At 36.8% G+C, this 21703-nt stretch carries 22 protein-coding genes and 2 pseudogenes; 20 read left to right on the plus strand and 4 right to left on the minus strand.

The window, feature by feature from the left end; genetic code table 11:
- Window positions 1-20 precede the first annotated feature (20 nt).
- From IGJ52_RS04590 to galM, 3 genes are all read right to left on the minus strand, one after another.
- Complete coding sequence (locus IGJ52_RS04590) at window positions 21-659, minus strand: sugar O-acetyltransferase (protein WP_002379300.1); 639 nt, start codon at window positions 657-659, stop codon at window positions 21-23.
- Between the two features lie 120 nt (window positions 660-779).
- The gene (locus IGJ52_RS04595) at window positions 780-926 is read right to left on the minus strand and encodes a hypothetical protein (protein WP_002384758.1); all 147 of its coding nucleotides are present in this window, start codon (window positions 924-926) and stop codon (window positions 780-782) included.
- Window positions 927-1056: 130 nt separating this feature from the next.
- The gene (gene galM / locus IGJ52_RS04600; protein ID WP_317852886.1) at window positions 1057-2115 is read right to left on the minus strand and encodes a galactose-1-epimerase; all 1059 of its coding nucleotides are present in this window, start codon (window positions 2113-2115) and stop codon (window positions 1057-1059) included.
- 198 nt (window positions 2116-2313) lie between these two features.
- On the opposite strand from galM, the gene IGJ52_RS04605 reads away from it, so the two are divergent.
- The 19 genes and pseudogenes from IGJ52_RS04605 to IGJ52_RS04695 all read left to right on the plus strand — a co-directional run bounded on the left by IGJ52_RS04605 (window position 2314) and on the right by IGJ52_RS04695 (window position 16457).
- The gene (locus tag IGJ52_RS04605) at window positions 2314-3477 is read left to right on the plus strand and encodes a galactokinase (RefSeq protein WP_438791940.1); all 1164 of its coding nucleotides are present in this window, start codon (window positions 2314-2316) and stop codon (window positions 3475-3477) included.
- 15 nt (window positions 3478-3492) lie between these two features.
- A complete protein-coding gene (gene galE, locus IGJ52_RS04610; RefSeq protein ID WP_438791941.1) occupies window positions 3493-4482 on the plus strand; it encodes a UDP-glucose 4-epimerase GalE in 990 nt (329 codons plus the stop codon).
- 14 nt (window positions 4483-4496) lie between these two features.
- Window positions 4497-5987 (plus strand): UDP-glucose--hexose-1-phosphate uridylyltransferase, encoded by a 1491-nt coding sequence (galT, locus tag IGJ52_RS04615; RefSeq protein WP_002419834.1) that lies wholly within the window; start codon window positions 4497-4499, stop codon window positions 5985-5987.
- 6 nt (window positions 5988-5993) lie between these two features.
- Window positions 5994-6998, plus strand: coding sequence for a LacI family DNA-binding transcriptional regulator (locus IGJ52_RS04620; protein ID WP_002419835.1), 1005 nt, complete (start codon window positions 5994-5996; stop codon window positions 6996-6998).
- A gap of 9 nt (window positions 6999-7007) precedes the next feature.
- A pseudogene (locus IGJ52_RS04625) lies at window positions 7008-7233 on the plus strand (AAA family ATPase); the annotation flags it as partial.
- Between the two features lie 160 nt (window positions 7234-7393).
- Window positions 7394-7711, plus strand: a pseudogene (locus tag IGJ52_RS04630) (hypothetical protein); the annotation flags it as partial.
- A 27-nt stretch (window positions 7712-7738) separates the two neighbouring features.
- Window positions 7739-8047, plus strand: a complete 309-nt coding sequence (locus tag IGJ52_RS04635; RefSeq protein ID WP_002382077.1) for a hypothetical protein — start codon at window positions 7739-7741, stop codon at window positions 8045-8047.
- Window positions 8048-8103: 56 nt separating this feature from the next.
- Window positions 8104-8616, plus strand: a complete 513-nt coding sequence (locus IGJ52_RS04640; protein ID WP_002382078.1) for a GNAT family N-acetyltransferase — start codon at window positions 8104-8106, stop codon at window positions 8614-8616.
- A 48-nt stretch (window positions 8617-8664) separates the two neighbouring features.
- On the plus strand, window positions 8665-9105 hold the full coding sequence (locus tag IGJ52_RS04645) for a GNAT family N-acetyltransferase (protein ID WP_010715093.1): 441 nt from the start codon (window positions 8665-8667) through the stop codon (window positions 9103-9105).
- A 192-nt stretch (window positions 9106-9297) separates the two neighbouring features.
- Window positions 9298-10452: a multidrug efflux MFS transporter EmeA gene (gene emeA, locus IGJ52_RS04650; protein ID WP_010715094.1), complete on the plus strand. Its 1155-nt coding sequence runs from the start codon at window positions 9298-9300 to the stop codon at window positions 10450-10452.
- 764 nt (window positions 10453-11216) lie between these two features.
- Complete coding sequence (locus IGJ52_RS04655; protein WP_002382081.1) at window positions 11217-12539, plus strand: Y-family DNA polymerase; 1323 nt, start codon at window positions 11217-11219, stop codon at window positions 12537-12539.
- 4 nt (window positions 12540-12543) lie between these two features.
- Window positions 12544-12933 (plus strand): hypothetical protein, encoded by a 390-nt coding sequence (locus tag IGJ52_RS04660; RefSeq protein WP_002382082.1) that lies wholly within the window; start codon window positions 12544-12546, stop codon window positions 12931-12933.
- 71 nt (window positions 12934-13004) lie between these two features.
- Window positions 13005-13202 (plus strand): hypothetical protein, encoded by a 198-nt coding sequence (locus IGJ52_RS04665; RefSeq protein WP_002360617.1) that lies wholly within the window; start codon window positions 13005-13007, stop codon window positions 13200-13202.
- 17 nt (window positions 13203-13219) lie between these two features.
- Window positions 13220-13525 carry a hypothetical protein gene (locus tag IGJ52_RS04670; RefSeq protein ID WP_002375233.1) on the plus strand — a complete coding sequence of 102 codons (306 nt, stop codon included), beginning with the start codon at window positions 13220-13222 and terminating at the stop codon, window positions 13523-13525.
- Between the two features lie 52 nt (window positions 13526-13577).
- Window positions 13578-14009, plus strand: a complete 432-nt coding sequence (locus IGJ52_RS04675; protein ID WP_010715095.1) for a universal stress protein — start codon at window positions 13578-13580, stop codon at window positions 14007-14009.
- Between the two features lie 70 nt (window positions 14010-14079).
- The gene (locus IGJ52_RS04680; RefSeq protein ID WP_002358134.1) at window positions 14080-14322 is read left to right on the plus strand and encodes a hypothetical protein; all 243 of its coding nucleotides are present in this window, start codon (window positions 14080-14082) and stop codon (window positions 14320-14322) included.
- A gap of 369 nt (window positions 14323-14691) precedes the next feature.
- Window positions 14692-15138 (plus strand): GNAT family N-acetyltransferase, encoded by a 447-nt coding sequence (locus tag IGJ52_RS04685; RefSeq protein ID WP_002419838.1) that lies wholly within the window; start codon window positions 14692-14694, stop codon window positions 15136-15138.
- 139 nt (window positions 15139-15277) lie between these two features.
- Window positions 15278-15991 (plus strand): DsbA family oxidoreductase, encoded by a 714-nt coding sequence (locus IGJ52_RS04690; RefSeq protein WP_438791942.1) that lies wholly within the window; start codon window positions 15278-15280, stop codon window positions 15989-15991.
- Between the two features lie 70 nt (window positions 15992-16061).
- Window positions 16062-16457, plus strand: coding sequence for a DUF805 domain-containing protein (locus IGJ52_RS04695; RefSeq protein ID WP_002358131.1), 396 nt, complete (start codon window positions 16062-16064; stop codon window positions 16455-16457).
- Window positions 16458-16642: 185 nt separating this feature from the next.
- Here the strand turns inward: IGJ52_RS04695 and IGJ52_RS04700 are convergent, their stop codons facing one another.
- On the minus strand, window positions 16643-18064 hold the full coding sequence (locus IGJ52_RS04700) for a helix-turn-helix domain-containing protein (RefSeq protein ID WP_002382000.1): 1422 nt from the start codon (window positions 18062-18064) through the stop codon (window positions 16643-16645).
- Between the two features lie 174 nt (window positions 18065-18238).
- On the opposite strand from IGJ52_RS04700, the gene ebpA reads away from it, so the two are divergent.
- Window positions 18239-21703, plus strand: coding sequence for an endocarditis and biofilm-associated pilus tip protein EbpA (gene ebpA / locus IGJ52_RS04705; RefSeq protein WP_438792178.1), 3465 nt, complete (start codon window positions 18239-18241; stop codon window positions 21701-21703).

A 21703-nucleotide genomic window follows, 5' to 3' on the forward strand; every position in this document is an offset into this window, starting at 1 on the left:
TTCATTGGATTGGGGATTTTTTATTCATGAAAGAATTGCTTCTTAGCGATTTGATACTGCCGTTGCTTTTCTGTCCAAAATTGCTGATCGTTTTCATCAATTTTGCGAATGACTTTTGCTGGATTACCCCCAACAATCGTGTTGGCAGGAACGTCTTTTGTAACCACAGCACCAGCAGCGACAATAGCATTTTTTCCAATTGTAACGCCAGGTAAAATGGTGGCACTGCCGCCAATCCACACGTTATCTTCAACAATAATTGGCGTACCGAATTCTAATTCTGCAGTTCGAATCGTTGGATCAATTGGATGGCCGGCAGTATAAAAACTAGCACGAGGGCCAACCATGACGTTATCACCGAAGATGATTTTGTTTACATCTAAAAAAATGCAATCCATATTTGCATAAAAATTTTCTCCTACCTCAATATGGCGACCGTAATCTACATGGAGGGGTGGGGTGATATATAACTCATTGCCAGTTTTTCCTAATAATTCTTTTTCTAGGGCCACAATTTCTTTCACATTATCGATAGGAAGTTGATTGATTTTTTGAGCTAACACCTTGCCTTTTGTTGATTTATTTTCGGGTAAAATGGTGGGGGCGTAATATAATTCACCTTTTAACATTTGCATATAATCAAAGTCATTTTGTTTCATGTAAGCGCTCCTTTAGGCTTTTTCTCTATTGTATCAAATCAATACAATAAGTCGAGGAATATGTAAAATAAAAAAGGACAGATAGCAAAATAGCCTTGCTTATCTATCCTTTACCTAAGGTTATCCAATTTTTTTAACTCTCCCGCCAATTTTATCTGCTAATTTTTGTGCTTCTTTTTCAGAGTGGTAAACTAAACAACCTGATTTATCTCGCGTACGTTTACCATCTGCAGTTAAATAGCCATGAAAAAATTTGATTGCATACATAGACATCACCACCTTTCTAATTGAAAATAGTGTAAATGGAGCGATTAAAAATGTCAAATAATAGAAGTGCTCTTAACCATTCTTATCTTTTTTAGTTCGAAGATAAGCTTGGTTAAGAGCATCATTTCACTTAATAAATTAGTTTGAAACGGGTCGTTGAGTGAAATTCCTGTTCAGGTGAGAGGGTGATAGAACCGAACAAGGGAAATCTTTCAGCACCAGGACAGACTTGGGTTTCAAATGTGAGCGCTCCGTGATTGACTAATTTTTGCCCTTGAATATCGGGACCGTTATCAGCAAAATTTGCTGAAAAAATAACAACTGAAGGTTGATCAGTGAACATTTCTAAGGTGATATCTTTAGTAGGACTTTTTAAGATAACATCTGGGTTAATTAAATCATGATTGGTTAAGATGAAAGGGTGATCGAAGCCGTTCATCTTTTGGATTTGTTCATCGTTACTTGAAAAAACCTCAGCTAATTTTTTAGGTTTTTGTAAATCAAAAGCTGTCTGGTCGACGGAAGCTAATTCTCCAAGTGGTAAAACTCTTTCATCAAGCGGGACATACTTTTGGGCATTTATTTGCAACTCATGCGCATCAATGGGGATTGCGGGATTTCCAGTTAAATTAAAGTAGACATGATTGGTTGGATTAAAAAGTGTTTGTTCATCTGTAGTTGCCTGATACTCAATTTGCCATTCATTTTCTTCAGTCAATGTATACGTGACTGAAACAGTGAGATTTCCAGGAAAACCATTTTCACCAGCAGGACTCTCTAGCCAAAATTTCACAGAAGGATTCACTTGTGCCTCTTGGATTTTGCTGTGCCATTTTTTACTTTCAAACCCAGGTGTGCCGCCGTGAAGTGTTGTTTGAGTAGGAGTATTAATCATCGTTTGATACGTTTTACCCGCTAGTTCAAAGGAGCCATCGGCAATTCGGCCAGCTGTTCGACCAATTGTTGCACCAAAATATAAGTCTTTAGACAAATATTCATCTGCTGAGGGAAAGCCTAGCACGAGTGATCGGGATTCATTTTTTGTAAGAGGAACGTCAAGCGCAACAATTCGCGCACCAAAATCTGTTGCTTTTAAAGTCACACCATTTTTATTCGTCAGTGTGTAAAGAAGCATTCCTTGTCCAAATGATTCAGTTGAAATAGTCAAAATAATCAATCCTTCCTTCAAGTAAATATTTAGTAAATTTAACTTTGTTGTTTAGATTATTTAAATAGTCAAAAAGAAACGCTAAGAAAATAAATCTTTACTTAATTGTATTGTACACGTTTTCAATCAAAATGACAATTAAGAAAATGTTAAGTAAATATTTGCAAAAGTTTAGTAAATATTATACAATTTGTTTACTAGTGAAAGGAGCGATTAGTGATGGAAGAACTGTTAATGAATCGATTTGTAGAAATATTTGGTGAGAAAGGGACAGCCTGTTATTTTGCCCCTGGAAGAATTAATTTGATTGGTGAACATACAGATTACAATGGCGGTCATGTTTTCCCAGCGGCTATTACTTTAGGGACATTTGGTGTGGCAAGAAAAAGAGACGACCAAAAAATTCGAATGTTTTCTGATAATTTTAAAGAGGTTGGTCTCATCGAATTTTCATTAGAAGATTTAACCTATTCAGATTCAGATGATTGGGCAAATTATCCTAAAGGCGTTTTAAATTACTTGATTGAAAGCGGACACAATATTGATTCTGGCTTAGATGTGCTCTTCTACGGTACGATTCCTAATGGTGCTGGCTTGTCTTCTTCCGCTTCTATTGAACTTTTAATGGGAACGATCTGTAATGATTTATATGCTTTACACTGTCCAATGCTTGAATTGGTGCAAATCGGTAAAAAAGTGGAGAATGAATTTATTGGCGTTAATTCAGGAATTATGGACCAATTTGCCGTAGGGATGGGAGAAAAAGATCAAGCTATTCTACTAGATACCAATAATATGCACTATGAAATGGTTCCCGCCAAATTAGGTGAGTATACGATTGTCATTATGAATACCAACAAACGTCGTGAATTAGCAGATTCAAAATATAATGAACGCCGTGCAGAATGCGAAGAAGCCGTTCGTTTGCTTCAAAAAGAGTTATCTATTGAATTTTTAGGTGAATTAGACAGCGAGACATTTGAACAATATCAAGCATTGATTGGAGATACAACGTTGATTAAACGAGCGCGTCATGCCGTCACAGAAAATGAACGAACTTTATTGGCAAAACAAGCACTAACTGAAGGGGATTTGGAAGAATTTGGCTTATTATTAAATGCCTCTCATCGTTCGTTAAAAGAAGATTACGAAGTAACCGGTATTGAGTTGGATACCTTAGTGGCTTGTGCGCAAGAACAACCAGGCGTTTTGGGCGCACGGATGACTGGTGCAGGGTTTGGCGGTTGTAGTATTGCTTTGGTACCAAAGCAAAATATAGATGCATTTATTGAAGCTGTTGGCCAGAGTTATCAAGATAAAATTGGCTATGCTGCTGATTTTTATCCTGCATCAATTGATGATGGTGCCAGAAAGTTATTTTAGAAAGGAAGGCTTTAAATGTCTATTTTAGTATTAGGTGGCGCAGGCTACATTGGCTCACATGCCGTCGATCAATTAATTTCAAAAGGGTATGCCGTTGTGGTTGTTGATAATTTATTAACGGGACATCGTTCAGCAGTTCATGAACAAGCGACTTTCTATGAAGGCGATATTCGTGATAAAGCTTTTTTACGTAGTGTCTTTGAAAAGGAATCAATTGAAGGGGTGTTGCACTTTGCGGCCAATTCTTTAGTAGGAGAATCCGTGGAGAAACCGTTAATGTATTTCAATAACAATGTTCACGGCACGCAAATTGCCTTGGAAGTCATGCAAGAATTTGGAGTGAAACATATTGTTTTTTCTTCCACAGCGGCCACTTATGGCGAACCAAAAGCAATGCCTATTACAGAAGAAACCCCAACGAATCCTAAAAATCCGTATGGGGAAAGTAAATTAATGATGGAAAAAATCATGAAATGGTGCGACAACGCTTATGGAATGAAATATGTTGCTTTGCGTTATTTTAATGTTGCAGGAACAAAAAAAGATGACTCAATTGGTGAGGATCACACGCCAGAAACGCATATTGTACCAATTATTTTACAAGTGGCATTAGGCCAACGAGCAGAGCTAAGTATTTTTGGGGATGATTATGATACCCCAGATGGCACGTGCATTCGAGATTATGTTTATATTGAAGACTTGATTGCAGCACATATTTTGGCTTTAGAATATTTGAAAAATGGCGGCGAAAGTGACGTCTTTAACTTGGGAAGCAACAACGGCTATTCTGTTAAAGAAATGTTAGATGCTGCTCGCGAAGTGACAGGCCAAGAAATTCCTGCGACAATCGCCCCACGCCGAGCAGGGGATCCTAGTACATTAATTGCTTCTAGTGAAAAAGCCAAACGAGTTTTAGGCTGGCAACCAGAAGTAACTGAGGTCAAGGACATTATCGCCACCGCTTGGCAATGGCATGTGAAACATCCTCAAGGCTATAATGAATAGGAGAACATCAGATGATGAAAGAAAGTAGTAAATGGATTGCTGCATTTGTAGAGATAATCATAGAAAATGGCGATTGGACGGAAACAGACCGCTATTATTTGACGAATCGGATTGCCAAACTAGTTGGCTGTGATTTTTTTGAACAACCAGAAGCGGTTGCTTGTGAGCAGGAACCGTTGCGTGTGGTGGAACAGCTTTTAAACATTGCACAAGCCAATCACCAAATCGATGACTCAATTACGGAAGCAGAACAACTAGAAGCAGAGTTAATGGATTTTATTACGCCGACCCCAACCATCATTAATCGGAAGTTTATGGATTATTATCAAGAGTCTCCACGAAAAGCAACGGATTATTTTTATCAGTTATGTAAAACAAATAACTACATTAAAACGAAAGCAATCGCCAAAAATATTATTTTCCCAATGGACTCACCCTATGGTAAACTAGAAATTACCATTAACTTATCGAAGCCAGAAAAGGATGCTCGAAAAATTTTGGCTGAAAAGAAAATGAGTCAAAAAAAATATCCAGCGTGTATGTTATGTATGGAGAATGAAGGCTATTATGGCCGTGTGAATTATCCAGCACGGACAAACCATCGGATTATCCGACTAAATTTAGAGGACGAAGCTTGGGGCTTTCAATATTCGCCATATGCTTACTATAATGAGCATGCGATTTTCTTGGACCAACAACATCGAGAAATGAAAATCGAGAAAAAAACGTTCCAGCGGCTCCTTAAAATTACGGAGTTATTCCCTGAATATTTTGTGGGCTCTAATGCAGATTTGCCAATTGTTGGTGGTTCTATTTTATCTCATGATCATTACCAAGCAGGACGTCATACATTTCCAATGGATTTAGCACCAATGGAAACAAGATTTTCTTTGAAAAAATATCCTGAGATAACTGCTGGTATTTTAAAATGGCCGATGTCTGTGATTCGTCTTCAAAGTGATCATCAAGAGGAACTAGTTGAGGCAGCCGAATTAATTTTGACCAAATGGCGCAATTATTCTGATGAACGTGTCTCGGTTCGGGCCTATTCAGAAGATGGTACACCGCATCATACGATTACGCCAATTGCTCGACGCAAAGGGTCATTATTTGAATTGGATTTAGTTTTACGAGATAATAATGTTTCGGAGGAATTTCCAGATGGCATTTTTCATCCACATCCAGAAGTACAACATATTAAGCAAGAAAATATTGGCTTAATTGAAGTAATGGGACTAGCTATTTTGCCACCAAGGCTGGCACAAGAATTAAGAGAAGTCGAAAAGTATTTATTAAAGCAACCCAATCAAATTGCTGAAAGTCATCGAGCTTGGGCGGATGAACTCAGTCAGCAAACCATCACTGAAGCCAATGTCAAAGAAGTGATCCAACAAGGAATTGGGACAATTTTTGTTCAAATTTTAACAGATGCCGGCGTCTTTAAACGTGACGAAGAAGGTCGTCGTGCTTTTGAACGATTTATTCAATGTATAGAAAATGATTAGTTTGAGGTGAGGAACATCGTAACCATTAAAGATATAGCAGAGCAAGTCGGTGTTTCTTCAGCGACAGTTTCGAGAGTTTTGAACTATGATGAAACATTATCAGTTAGTGATGAAACGAAGAAGAAAATATTTGAAACAGCAGAAACGTTAAATTATAAAAAGCGAGCCAGAAAAAAACAAGCAGGCAAAAAGAAAATTCGGTTTGTCCAATGGTTCAGTGATCCAGAAGAACTGGATGATATTTACTATTTATCGATTCGTTTAGGTGTTGAAAAGCGGGCAGAGGAATTGGGTTTTCTTTTAGTCAAAGAATCTCTGACAAACCTGTCTCAAAAAAGATTTGATGGGACAATTGCCCTAGGAAAATTTGATGAAAAGCAAGTGGCGGCCTTAGCCGCCTTAGGCGCACCTCTTCTATTTGTAGACTTTGATGCAATGGCTTTTGGCCAAAACTCCATTGTTGTTGATTTTACTGGAAGTGTTAAAACAATTGTGCAAGAATTTTTGGCGCAAGGGCATCAGAAAATCGGTATGCTTTCTGGGCAAGAATATACGAAAGAGTCCCACGTGGCATTGGTTGATCCACGTTTTGTCGCTTTTAAAGAAACCTTAAAAGATCTGGACCTTTATCATCAAGAATGGGTTGTCGAAGCAGCTTTTTCTGTTGAAGAAGGCTATCAAGCGATGAAAGACTTTATTGAAAAAGCGGACACTCGTCCAACCGCTTTTTTCGCTGCAAGTGATACGTTGGCAATTGGTGCGATGCGGGCGTTACAAGAAGCAGCCATTCGTGTGCCAGAAGATATTTCTATCATTGGTTTTAATGATATTAGTGTCGCAAAATATGTTTCACCAACATTAACAACAGTTAAAGTTCATACTGAATGGATGGGTGAGCTAGCCGTTGAGACAATGAAAGAGTTATGCTTGAATACCCCACCAGTTCCTAGAAAAATTATTGTCGGAACGGAATTCATTCAGCGAGATTCAACGAAACATTCATCAAAATAACAGCAAAACTTGGAGAGTTTTTTCCAAGTTTTTTGCTCTTTTGTGCTGGTTTTCAACAATCAAGAAAATGGAGGGAAACAGATGCAACCGAAATTAATTATTTTACGTGGTAATTCTGGTAGTGGTAAAACAACGATAGCTAACGCGCTTCATCAGTGTCTTAAAGAACAATCGTTATTGATTTCTCAAGATGTGGTGCGCAGAGAAATGCTTCGTGTTAAAGATGAAACAGTCTTTTGGACGTAAGTCGAAACGACTTACCTTCTTAGACTTGAATCTTAAGATAAACGGCGGGAGAGGAGCAGCTTCTTCGGAAATAAGCTGAAATTCCTCGAAAGACGAAAAGCATCTTTCGGAAATTCCTTCTTATTTCTTGAAGCTAAAAACTCCTGTCCCGACCTCTGGCTTTTGGGTATCAAGAATGCCAGTATATGATTGTTGAAGGGATTTTTCAAAAAGCCATTTATCATTCCTTTTTTCAGGAAATACTTCCTCTCTTTGAAGGAAATGTTCAGGTTTATTATTTTGATATTTCTTTTGAAGAAACGCTGAAAAGACATAGCCAGAGAAACAAGAATCAAGAATTTGGTGTCGTGGAAATGAAACGTTGGTGGCTACCAGAAGATTATTTAGAGCTTGCGGGAGAACAGCGGTTATCTGAACAACTGTCTGAAAAGCAGATTATCAGGCAAATTTTAGCAGATATTCAGTAGTAAGTGCTGCGCTTTTTAGAGAAATGGATGTTGTGGTATGATAAAAAAGAAGGAGTGGTTTCAATGGATTACCAAGAACGATTAAAAAATTTACCACCTGAAGTCATGACAGCTTTTTCAGAATCATTTATTTTTTTAATCAGTAACGATAAAGTTCAACATTTTCCTGCACGAGACTTAACGCAAGCTGAAATGATTCAACGAGTGAAAGAGAAATTAGGTGAAGCGGTGACGTGGTCCTTATGGCAAGGGTTCGTTATTGCTGTTAATTCAGAAAAAACATGTGTTGCTGTTTTGCCCAAATATCATCAACTCGATGGTTTTGAAAATGAATAAGGGAGCGAAGAATTATTCGCTTCGTTGTATAAAATGAAAACGTTTTTTGGGAGGAAATGCTGATGTCTGAGCTAGTGGTTATTAGAGAAATGCAAGAGAAAGATATCTTAGCGCTGGATACTCAATTTGTCCAACAAGGTTGGCCAAGTCGCCAAGAGATTTTAATGAACTATTTAGAAGAACAATTAGTCAAGCAACGAACGGTTTTTGTAGCGGAGAAAAAGGCAACGCTGTTAGGTTATGTGACGTTACTGCCATTAGCTAAGGAAGGACCTTTTAAAAATTTATATCCTGAAATAGCTGATTTCAATGTATTCTTACCATTTCAAAAACAAGGAGTGGGGCGGTTATTATTAAGTCGTGCAGAAAATGTTGCCAAAAGTTATGCAGATACTGTTTCCTTGGGAGTAGGCCTGCATCCTGGTTATGGTGCAGCGCAAAGATTATATATCAAACAAGGATATGTGCCAGATGGTTCAGGAGTTTGGTTTCAAAATAAGCAGCTGAAACCAAACGATCGGTGTGTTAATGATGATGAGTTAGTTCTTTATTTATCGAAAAAACTATAGAGTAGCCAAAGTAATACTCTATAAATATCATTTAGGAGGTTGTTACCCTTGATTAGAAAAATGAAGCCAACAGATGCAGCGGTGTTAACTATCATTAATAAAGAACAATTGGGCTATGAAGTTCCCGTTGACGTGACCTGTAAACAGATTGAGAAATTACTACTAGCCAGTGACAGAGAGTTTTTATATGTTTATGAAGAAACGAAGACAGGCAAGATTTTAGGCTATGTGCATGCGCAACTGTATGAAACAATTTATTCCCAAACGTTATTGAACGTTCTGGGGTTAGCAGTGGCAAAAGAAGCAGAAGGCCGTGGAATTGGCAAACAATTAATGACGAAACTAGAAACGGAAGCTAAAAAGTATAACTTGTCTGCGATTCGCTTAAATTCAGGGGAACAGCGTACAGCAGCACATCAATTTTATGAACACATTGGCTATGTTTCTGATAAAAAACAAAAGCGATTCATTAAATACTTGGATACTTAAGTTATGTCTTTAAAAAATAACAATTTCCTTTAAAAAAATAAGTAAAAACTAGTGAAATTTTCAGCGAGTTAGTGTAAAATGTATCTCAATGACTCAACGAGTGTTTTAGCCGAAACACTGTCAAAGAAAGTACATACAAAGAAACAGAAATAGCCATTTTTGATGGCTGTTTTTTTATGGAGGAGGCAAATTATGACGAAAAAAAATAGTATGATGTACTTAGCAATTTCTAACTTGTTTCTTGTTTTTCTAGGCGTAGGCCTAGTCATTCCCGTAATTCCCCAATTAAAAGAAGAAATGCATTTTTCTGGTACTACAATGGGAATGATGATTTCTATTTTTGCGATTGCCCAATTAATCACATCGCCAATCGCAGGTGTCCTTTCGGATAAAATTGGTCGGAAAAAAATGATTGCGACGGGTATGTTGGTGTTTTCAATTTCTGAGTTATTATTTGGCTTAGCCCAAGCGAAAAGCGGTTTTTATATTTCTCGTGGTTTAGGTGGGATTGCCGCCGCTTTATTAATGCCGTCAGTGACAGCTTTTGTGGCAGATATGACCACGATTTCTGAACGTCCGAAAGCGATGGGGCTTGTGTCAGCCGCAATTAGTGGTGGTTTTATTATCGGACCAGGAGTTGGTGGTTTTATTGCTTATTTAGGCATTCGCGCCCCGTTTTTTGCCGCCGCATTTTTAGCGTTTATTGGTTTTATTTTGACATTAACTGTTTTGAAGGAGCCAGAGAAACGAATTTTAGCCGCTGTTGAAGCGAAAAAAGGTTCATTTATGGATATTTTAAGAAATCCAATGTTTACCTCATTATTTGTGATTATCTTAATTTCCTCTTTTGGCCTGCAAGCGTTCGAATCTATTTATAGTATTATGGCGACCATTAATTTTGGCTTTACCACAAGTGAAATAGCAATCGTGATTACGGTTAGTGGTATTTTAGCGTTGATTTGTCAGTTGTTTTTCTTTGATGCAATCGTCCAAAAAATAGGTGAAATGGGTTTAATCCAATTAACCTTTTTTGCAAGTGCCATTTTTATTGCCGTGATTGCCTTTACAAAAAATAATTTAGTTGTTGTATTTTCAACGTTTATTGTCTTTTTATCGTTTGACTTGTTTAGACCAGCAGTAACTACTTATTTATCCAAACATGCTGGAGATCAACAAGGAACCATCAACGGACTAAATTCGACATTTACAAGTTTTGGTAATATTTTAGGACCAATGGCAGCAGGAGCTTTATTTGATATCAATCACTTTTTCCCTTATTATGTTTCAGCAGTAATTCTGTTAGGAACGGGCTTTTTATCATTATTTTTAAATCGAAATAAGATGTAAAAAGTGATAATAGGGTGTTACGGCGTCAAAAAGTTAGATGAATATTCTAACTTTTGATGCCGTTATTTATTTTTTATAGGTAGAATATGCTATAAAAAAGTATGATATAGATATGTTATTAGTAGTTTTGATAGCGGTTTCTAGAATTGTGTGTTATGCTTTTCCTGATTACTTTGATGTTAGAGCAACGCACACACAAACTTGGAAAGGCTAAGCTTAGTAATTTAATAGAAAGTAGGTCTGGTTATGAATCTCCTTAAATATATTAGTAGCTTTATTTGGATGCTTTGCTCTTTGGGGATTATATATGCTATTCTTCGAATGATAACTAGTGTGAGCAAGACGGATTTTTCAGGAAATGGAACAAAAATCTATCTTATTTTGATAGTACTGTACACACTAGGAACGATAGGATTAGGTATGCTAGTTTCTAAAAAATGGTTCTATTTTTTGATTATTTTTATTTCTCTATGTGTATTATCACCTATAATATTGATTTTGATATTAAACTACACCAATCTATTAAAATAATCATGTTTTACATAGTATTTATTCAAGTTTATCCTCTATGTATTAATCTGAATACACTATTATTTTATTTGAGAGTTCTTTTTCAATATATGTAAATTGTCTAACAACAGGGTTCTGTTTGTTGTTGGACTATTTTTTTGATCGCCAACCGTTCTTGAAAAAAACAAAAAAATAAACAGTGTTCGCTTGATTAATCGAACGTTTGTTCGTATAATGATTTTGCAAGTGAGGTGATGTTTGTGAAATTTGATTATGAAAAAGAACCTAGTCGCGATATTCTTTGTATTGATTGCAAAAGTTTTTACGCTAGTGTAGAATGCGCAGAACGTGGGTTAGATCCGTTGAAAACGATGTTGGTAGTGATGAGTAATGCCGAAAATGCGGGGGGATTAGTTTTATCAGCATCGCCAATGGCAAAAAAAGTTTTAGGTGTTTCAAATGTTACGCGTAAAAATCAAGTGCCCGCTCATCCTGATTTATATGTGGTTCCGCCACGAATGAATTTGTACATGAAAAAAAATCAAGAAATCAATAATTTATATAAAAAGTTTGTCGCAGATGAAGATCACTCTGTGTTTAGTGTAGATGAATCATTTCTTGATGTAACGGCTTCTTTAAGTTATTTTCATTGTGAAACCGCCTATAAGATGGCTCGGATTATCCAAAGAGTCGTTTATAATCATGTGGGTATTTATGTGACCGTTGGGATAGGGGACAATCCGTTACTGGCTAAATTGGCGTTGGACAATGGCGCCAAACATTCGCCAGATTTTATTGCAGAATGGCGGTATGATCGTGTACCAGATACTGTCTGGCAGTTGCCTTCTTTGACAGATTTTTGTGGGATTGGTCGCAGAATGGCTAAACGACTGAATCGTTTAGGAATTGATTCTGTATATGAGTTAGCGCAAGCGAATCCGCATCTTTTACAAGAAACATTTGGCGTGATGGGGCTTCAATTGTATGCTCATTCATGGGGGATTGATCGTACCTTTTTAGGGAAAAAAGCGCAACATAAAGCTGAAAAATCATTTGGAAATAGTCAGATTTTACCGAGAGATTATGCGCGAAGAGATCAGATTGAACTAGTCTTAAAGGAACTGACAGAACAAGTGGCTGCTCGTTTAAGAAAAGCGCATTGTCAAACGGAATGTATCACAGTCTACGTTGGTTATTCCAAAGGACAAATTGACCGTGAAGGACGAACTGGTTGGCGAAAACAACAAACGATTCCTGCAACAAACAATACAAAAGTTTTGATTACCTATGTATTAGCCCTTTTTAGAGAACATTATCTAGCGGGAACCGATGTCCGGCAATTAGGGCTTTCATATGGAAAATTAGTTTGGAATGAATCTTTACAATTAGATTTATTTTCGGAACCAGAAGAGCAAATTAGTGAAATGGAGTTAAACTATCTGATTGATAAAATCCGACAAAAATTTGGCTTTCAAGCTTTAATCCACGCCTCTTCTTTGTTGGAAGGCGCGACGGCAATTCATCGTTCAGGATTAGTCGGTGGACATGCTGGAGGAAATGTCGGTTTAGGAGGATAACATCATGAAACGAACAAAAAAAGAATTTACACCTTATAATGAGTACCATGATCGGCCCTTTGAACTGAAATGGGCGACCGCTTTTGCATTGGGGGAGTTACAAGAAGGAATCGAAGCTTCTGACGAATATTCTAAGAGAGCGTTTGAACGCTTACCGCAACAGACAACAGAAGAAATTGAAGAATACTTAGAGCAGTCTTTAAAAAATAACCAGGTTTTAGAAATCCAATTGAATACATTGGATGATTATGGCCGTGTTCAACCGCCAATTGTTGGTGTTTTTGAAGGGATGAGTTCAATGGAGTATGCAAAAGTTGGAAATACACATATTTTATTTGAAGATATTCGTCATATTAAAAGTCATGAGTTTACCAAGTGGTCGAGCCTTGATTAAAAAACTATTGTTATACGTGCGTTTTGTGAAAACATATGAGATAATGTTCATAGGTAATAGAAATAAAAATTATGGAGGTGGCTAGGATGGGACATCATTTAAAAGGACACCATGGCAAAAAAACAAATGCAAATGGCGGCTTTTTAACAAAGTTATTGGCTGGTGGTGCCTTAGTGGGCGTAGGAAAAAAGTTATACGACAATCGTGAAAAAATTAAAGAGCTGTTAAGTGACGACAAAGAAAAAAGCAACGATACTGAAAACAAATAAAGGACTGGATTGACGGAATGGTAAAAGATGCAGCGTATATTATTGAAGAGATTACCACGATTTTAGAAGGAACCTATTTTGTGATAACCAAGAAAGCGAATAAGCGCCGCATGTGTTTACATGTTTCAGATACCGCGAAAGAATTTTTACGTTGTCGACGGGAGTATGAAACATTCTTAGAGCAACAGTTTGATTATGCCACAATGTTTTTAGAAACATGTACGGAAGATGTTTCTGTTGAAATTCAAACGGGACTACTTGAAGAAACAAATTATCAAGCATTAACCGTGGAAAAATTACAACAGATAGCCACTAAAATGTAACACAGCTGTTGTGTTAGTTTTGATTCTTAATTTGGTTAAGGAGGCGGATAAAATGTCAGTATATCAACATATTTTGGTTGCTCTTGATGGCTCAGATCAATCTGAAAAAGCTTTTCATGAAGCTGTCAGGATTGCCAAAGAGGAACAAGCCACTCTTTATTTAGCTACAATTATTAATGATGCTGAATTTACGACGAGTCCATTTTCTTTTGAAGAATTGTATGATTTAGAAAAACACAAGTCAGAAGAGATGCTCACTGAAAAGGCAAAACAAGCGAGTGAAATTGGTGTAAAAACAGTCAAAAAAATTGTTGAGCTTGGGAGCCCAAAACGTTATCTTGCCAACACGATTTCTGAAAATTATGCCATAGATTTAATTGTGATAGGTGCCACGGGAAGAGGTGCTATTCAACGAACCTTGATTGGTTCTACTACAGATTATGTGGTTAACCATGCTTTGTGCAATGTCTTAGTTGTTCGCTAATTGTGAGTAAATAATCAAGGGAACAATGTTTTATCGGGGCGTTTTTTTAAATTAAACGAGAGGTGAGTTTATGAAAACAAAAATCGGAAAAACAGTTATCTTGTCAGCGTTTTTATTCACAAGTTTCCTTTTACTGAGTGGTTGTACCTCGGCTGGCGAAGAGATGGAAAAAACAATTGATCGACAGAAAGAAAAAGTCGATAAAACGGTCGATAAGCAGAAACATAAAAATGAAAATTCTATGGAAAGTTACGACGAAAAAGTTGACCGTTCTTTAGATAGTCAAGAAGACAAAATCGATACTACTGAGTAACGGGAAAGCTTTCAACTATCGGCTAGTAATTAAATAATATACAAAAGGGAGCATCCACTGCAGTTATTTCTCACAGCGGATCCTCTCTTTTGTGGTTAAAAAGAAAAAGTTAACTGCTCCCCAACAGTTAACTTTTAATCATGTTGCACATAGTTAAAACACTCTATATATCATTTATATCATTTGAAACAGGTGGTGTAAAAAGAAATCTCTTGAAAAGAGTCTCCAGTTATAGGGAAGATTTCCCATAAAAAAGAGAAACGTATAATCACAGAGAGTTAGAGAAAGCAAAGGGAAATAAGTATGTTAAAATAAGAAGCAAGAAAGAAGACAAGTATGCAGAAAATAACAACTAATTAGGTGAAAACAATGAAAATACATTTTGAAAAAGTAACAAGCAATAATCGTAAAGCAGTGGAAAACTTACAAGTTTTCGCTGAACAACAAACCTTCATTGAATCAATGGCAGAAAATCTAAAAGAATCAGACCAATTTCCAGAATGGGAATCGGCAGGTATTTATGACGGCAATAAATTAATCGGCTATGCCATGTATGGACGTTGGCAAGATGGGCGCGTTTGGCTAGACCGCTTTTTAATTGATCAACGGTTCCAAGGACAAGGTTATGGGAAAGCAGCCTGTCGACTTTTAATGTTAATGCTAATAGAAAAATACCAAACAAACAAGCTATACTTGAGTGTTTATGATACGAACAGCTCAGCAATTCGGTTGTATCAACAACTTGGTTTTGTATTTAATGGTGAATTAGATACGAATGGTGAGCGGGTAATGGAATGGACACATCAGAATAAGTAGATAGAACAGGTGAGACAAAAGCCATAACGCATTTTGTTTCACCTTTTTCTTTTAATTGGCTCCATTTGTTTACTTTTAGTAAGTAAAATGGTAAATTTAGTTCAATCTGTTTTGAAAAAAGAGTTACTGGAGGGTAAGGATGAAAATAGAATTTTTCCATGATGTTATTTGTAGTTTTTGTTTTCCAATGTCTGACCGCATGCATGAGATTCAACAAGAATTTCCTGAAATTGAATTGATCCATCGGTCGTTTGCGTTGGGGTGGTCCACAAACGATTTTGAAACAATGTTTGGCTCACGAGCAGCAGTAAAAGAAGAAGTTTTGACGCATTGGGTGCATGCCAATCAAAACGATTCAAAGCATCGTTTTAATATTGAAGGGATGAGGAAGCAACGATTTGATTTTCCAACATCAAAGAATGCATTATTAGCAGTAAAAGCAGCTGGATACATTGGCAACCAAGACACTTATTGGTTACTGTTTGATAAGTTACAAGAAGGTTTATTTATGAGAAGTTTAAATATTGAAGAGCCAGAAGTAATTGAGGAGCTAGTAAAAGAGACAACGATTGATTTTGCTTTATGGAAAGAAGCTGTTGCTTCCGAGGCTGTTTGGACGGCGGTTCAAGAAGATTTCGCGCTAGCTTCTGCTTATGGTTTACAAGGAGTTCCCGCACTAATCATTAATCAAAAATATTTAATTAATGGTGCAGTACCGAAACAGCAAATCAGCCAAACTATTCAAAAAATTCTCGCAGAAGAAAAACAACAGCAACCGTTAGTTTCATTAACTCCTTCTTCTGAAGAGTCCGCTTCGTGTGAGTTTAAGGAAGGCACATGGACGTGTCATTAAGCGGCATAAAATAACGTTATTCTTTGACAAAACGAAAGACTTCTGTAATAGTTAATGCGGGGGTGATAATATGTTTAACGCGTATAGAGAATACTGGAATAATATTACAACAATGAATGCGTCAGCAACACGAGCACAATATTGGTGGCCACAATTAATTAATTATTTGGTGTTAGGGATTTATTCAGCAATTACGGGCGTTTACAGATATATTGAAGTAACACCCAATGATGGAACAATCATTAAAGAATGGAATACTGTGACCATTATCTTTTTCTTGCTGACTGCTTTAATTTGGTTGGCAAACTTTACTGTTCGAGCAAGAAGATTGCATGATCGCGACCACAGTAACTGGTGGATTTTATTCTATTTACTTCCTTTTATCGGTACTTTAGTGATCTTCATTACATTAATTTTGCCAAGTAAAAGTCACACAAGATGGCCAGTGAATCAATCAGAAATTTAATTTGCTGGTTTCGTTTAGCTGATTATCTTAAGAGTGAAAATAGGACATAAGTCATTTCGACTTATGTCCTATTTTCTTTTTTATTTCAGAAAAATAAAAATATCTTCTGTATGATGGCACCTCACATTACGCGGTTCTTGATAAAAGGGCTATCTTTTTGGTAGATAGGGAAAACCATTAAGACGTTAAAAGTTTAATAAATCGAGCAATTCTCTTTTGTTAGAAAATAAGATAGCATCATTAATTAAAATACTTGGAACACTGGTTTCAATAATTGGTTGATTGGTAATAATCAAGTCAAATTCTTCGAGTCGATGGTCACCTAATTGTTCTTCCGTAATTGCTAACGTATTTGAACGAATCCGATGCAAAGCTAAAATATCGTGGACATAGTTTCCAATATATTGACTATGATTCAGGCCCATGTCGCTAATAATCAAAATCTTTTTTGAGTCGAAACTCTGGTTAATTTCTGGAAAAGTATTAAGCAACCAAAAAATATAAGAAGATGAATAGTTTAATAGATTTGTTTCTAAAAGAGCGGAAAAGAAATGCAATTCTGCTTTTAATCGTGCATATAAGTGAAGCTGAGTAAAATGAATTTGTCGAGTGAAAAAGGTGGCCCTTTGTGTCAATTCGGAGGTGTCAAAAGGCACTAATTGAGAAAACAAATAAAGACAGGTTAACAAGTGAACAGCGAAGTCGACGACTTCTTCTGTTAATTGTTCAATCTGTGAAAAAGCATTAAATTTTAAATTTTCACGTATTCTTTGACTGATGACTTCTTGGTCTTCGGAGTAGTATTGCTGAAAAGCGCCTCTTTGAAAATACCGGAGAACTTCTCGATAGGTCTCACGGCTGAGTCCAGTGAAATGACGACTGAGTAAAAGATAATCTTCCATTTTGATTGGACTCTTTTTATCTGTTTTTTTCTGGAAACGTTGTTGAAATCCTTGATGCTCTCTTAATAAATCAACAATAAAATACATAATAAAGAAATCGTGTTCATAACTGTTATCCATACTAATAATATTTAATTGGCATTGATTACGACGCATTAATTGTTTGATTTCCTGCTTATCTAATTGATAAGGCAATTCATAATGACCATAATACATTAAAAAGAAAAAGGTTGTAAAAATACGTAAAGGCAATTCTTCTGTTTGGCTAGTTAATTGATAGCCTTGATCAACGATAACGCGAAGAGAGTAAGTTTCCAAGACCTGATTACACTGCTTCAATTTTCGAGCAAAAGAAGAGCGACTAATATTGATGGTATCGCAATAATATTCGATGGTTTTGCCAGGATTTTGGATAAACTCATGGAGCAATTGGGTGGTCGTTGACGTTTTTGCCATATCCGTCAGCACGTTTAAATATAAGGACACATTAAAGTTTTCTAAACGATAGCCTAATTTATGCGATGTTTTAATGGTTAAACTTTCGCCCCAACGCTGTTTAATCTCCTCAATATAACGAATAAAAGTAGACTCAGAACTACCAATATATTTTGCAAGTTCTTTTTTAGTCATCCATTTATCAGAAATGGATAAGACACGAATGATTTCTTCCATTTTCCGATAATTTTTTTCTAAAAACCTAATCATATTGTTTCCTCCCAAGTCCTTTACTTTAATGAAACAATCATCGAAACAATAACGCAATTTCAGAAATGAAACCGCTTGGTATGAAAGCTGGTGTGATTTAATGAGCTCCTTCTCTGTATAATAATTATCAGATTAGAATAATGAAATTTTACGTGCTAGGCAATTCTAATTTAACTGTTAATTCATAAAAGAAAGGAGAGAACAGACATTAAATTACTAAAGAAATTTGGGGTTTTCGGCGTAGTCTTTTTACTTGTCTCATCCTATTTCATACCGCTCATTGGCTATGCAGAAACAGCCAAAGAAGTTGAAATTACATCCGCTCAAATGATAACAGATGAGAATGATAAAACGAATATTAATATCGAGTTAAATCTTCTCAACCAAACAGAGCAGCCATTACAACGAGAAATTCAATTGAAAAATGCACAGTTCATGGATACTGCTGTAATTGAAAAAGACGGATATTCTTACCAAGTGACTAATGGTACGCTTTATCTGACTTTGGACGCACAAGTAAAAAAGCCGGTACAGCTTTCGTTAGCTGTTGAGCAAAGTTCGCTTCAAACAGCTCAGCCACCTAAGTTATTGTATGAAAACAACGAATATGATGTTTCAGTTACTTCTGAAAAAATAACAGTAGAGGATTCTGCTAAAGAATCAACTGAACCAGAAAAAATAACTGTACCAGAAAATACGAAAGAAACTAACAAGAATGATTCGGCTCCAGAAAAAACAGAACAGCCGACCGCAACAGAAGAGGTAACCAATCCATTTGCAGAAGCAAGAATGGCGCCAGCCACTTTGAGAGCGAATCTGGCACTACCTTTAATTGCACCACAATACACGACGGATAATTCTGGTACTTATCCGACAGCTAATTGGCAGCCCACAGGCAATCAAAATGTGTTAAACCATCAAGGGAATAAAGACGGTGGTACACAATGGGACGGCCAAACGAGTTGGAATGGGGACCCTACTAATCGCACAAATTCTTATATTGAGTATGGCGGTACAGGAGACCAAGCCGATTATGCCATCCGAAAATATGCTAGAGAAACAACAACACCAGGGCTTTTTGATGTATATCTTAATGTGCGTGGGAATGTTCAGAAAGAAATCACGCCATTGGATTTGGTCTTAGTCGTTGACTGGTCCGGTAGTATGAATGAAAACAATCGGATTGGTGAAGTACAAAAAGGAGTGAACCGTTTTGTTGATACATTGGCAGATAGCGGTATTACCAATAACATCAACATGGGCTATGTTGGCTACTCAAGTGACGGTTATAATAACAACGCCATTCAAATGGGACCGTTTGATACAGTCAAAAATCCAATTAAAAATATTACGCCAAGTAGCACTAGAGGAGGAACTTTCACTCAAAAAGCATTAAGAGATGCTGGTGATATGTTAGCAACGCCAAATGGACATAAGAAAGTTATTGTACTTTTAACGGATGGCGTCCCAACCTTCTCTTATAAAGTGAGTCGAGTTCAAACAGAGGCGGATGGTCGCTTTTACGGGACACAATTTACGAATCGACAAGACCAACCAGGTAGCACTTCTTATATCTCTGGTAGCTATAATGCGCCAGATCAAAACAATATCAATAAACGAATTAACAGTACGTTTATCGCCACGATAGGTGAGGCAATGGCCTTAAAACAACGTGGGATTGAAATACATGGATTGGGCATTCAATTGCAAAGCGATCCACGAGCTAATTTATCTAAACAACAAGTTGAAGATAAAATGCGCGAGATGGTGTCAGCCGATGAAAATGGAGACCTTTATTATGAATCCGCGGATTATGCACCAGACATTTCTGATTATTTAGCGAAAAAAGCCGTTCAGATTTCAGGAACGGTTGTAAACGGAAAAGTAGCTGATCCAATTGCTGAACCTTTTAAATACGAGCCAAATACATTATCAATGAAAAGTGTGGGTCCTGTTCAGGTTCAAACATTACCAGAAGTGTCGCTAACAGGCGCTACAATTAATAGTAATGAGATTTATTTGGGTAAAGGGCAAGAAATTCAAATTCATTATCAAGTACGTATTCAAACAGAGTCAGAAAACTTCAAACCTGATTTTTGGTATCAAATGAATGGTCGGACAACGTTTCAGCCATTAGCCACGGCCCCTGAAAAAGTTGATTTTGGGGTTCCTTCTGGAAAAGCACCTGGCGTGAAGTTAAACGTGAAAAAAATCTGGGAAGAGTATGATCAAGACCCAACAAGTCGGCCAGATAATGTGATTTATGAAATTAGTAGAAAGCAAGTAACTGACACAGCCAACTGGCAAACTGGATATATTAAATTATCAAAACCAGAAAATGATACCAGCAATAGTTGGGAGCGCAAAAATGTAACCCAACTTTCCAAAACCGCGGATGAAAGCTATCAAGAAGTTCTTGGGCTTCCCCAATACAATAATCAAGGACAAGCTTTCAATTATCAAACAACCCGTGAATTAGCAGTTCCTGGTTACAGTCAAGAAAAAATCGACGATACTACTTGGAAAAACACGAAGCAGTTCAAGCCATTAGATTTAAAAGTAATCAAAAATTCTTCCTCAGGTGAGAAAAACTTAGTGGGAGCCGTCTTTGAATTGAGTGGTAAAAATGTTCAGACAACATTAGTGGACAATAAAGATGGTAGCTATTCCTTGCCAAAAGATGTGCGCCTACAAAAAGGGGAACGCTATACATTAACTGAAGTAAAAGCACCTGCAGGACATGAGTTAGGCAAGAAAACGACTTGGCAAATTGAGGTGAGTGAGCAAGGCAAAGTAAGCATCGATGGACAAGAAGTGACCACCACAAATCAAGTTATTCCATTGGAAATTGAAAATAAATTTTCTTCTTTGCCAATCAGAATTAGAAAATACACCATGCAAAATGGCAAACAAGTGAACTTAGCAGAGGCGACTTTTGCGTTGCAAAGAAAAAATGCTCAAGGAAGTTATCAAACTGTGGCAACTCAAAAAACAGATACTGCAGGATTGAGCTATTTTAAAATTAGTGAACCTGGTGAGTATCGAATGGTGGAACAAGCAGGACCATTAGGCTACGACACTCTTGCTGGAAATTATGAATTTACTGTTGATAAATATGGGAAAATTCACTATGCAGGCAAAAATATTGAAGAAAATGCGCCAGAATGGACACTGACACATCAAAATCATTTGAAACCTTTTGACTTAACGGTTCATAAAAAAGCCGATAATCAGACGCCACTTAAAGGAGCGAAATTCCGTTTAACAGGACCAGATACGGATATTGAATTACCAAAAGATGGCAAAGAAACGGATACTTTTGTTTTTGAAAACTTAAAACCAGGGAAATATGTCCTAACAGAAACCTTTACGCCAGAAGGATATCAGGGGTTAAAAGAACCAATCGAATTAATAATTCGTGAAGATGGTTCAGTCACGATAGATGGGGAAAAAGTAGCAGATGTTTTAATTTCTGGAGAGAAGAATAATCAAATTACTTTAGATGTTACGAACCAAGTAAAGGTTCCTTTACCTGAAACTGGTGGCATAGGACGCTTGTGGTTTTACTTGATAGCGATTAGTACATTCGTGATAGCGGGTGTTTATCTCTTTATTAGACGACCAGAAGGGAGTGTGTAA

The sequence above is a fragment of the Enterococcus sp. DIV1758 genome (genome assembly GCF_051711985.1).
In the GTDB taxonomy this organism is placed as follows: Bacteria; Bacillota; Bacilli; order Lactobacillales; family Enterococcaceae; genus Enterococcus; species Enterococcus faecalis.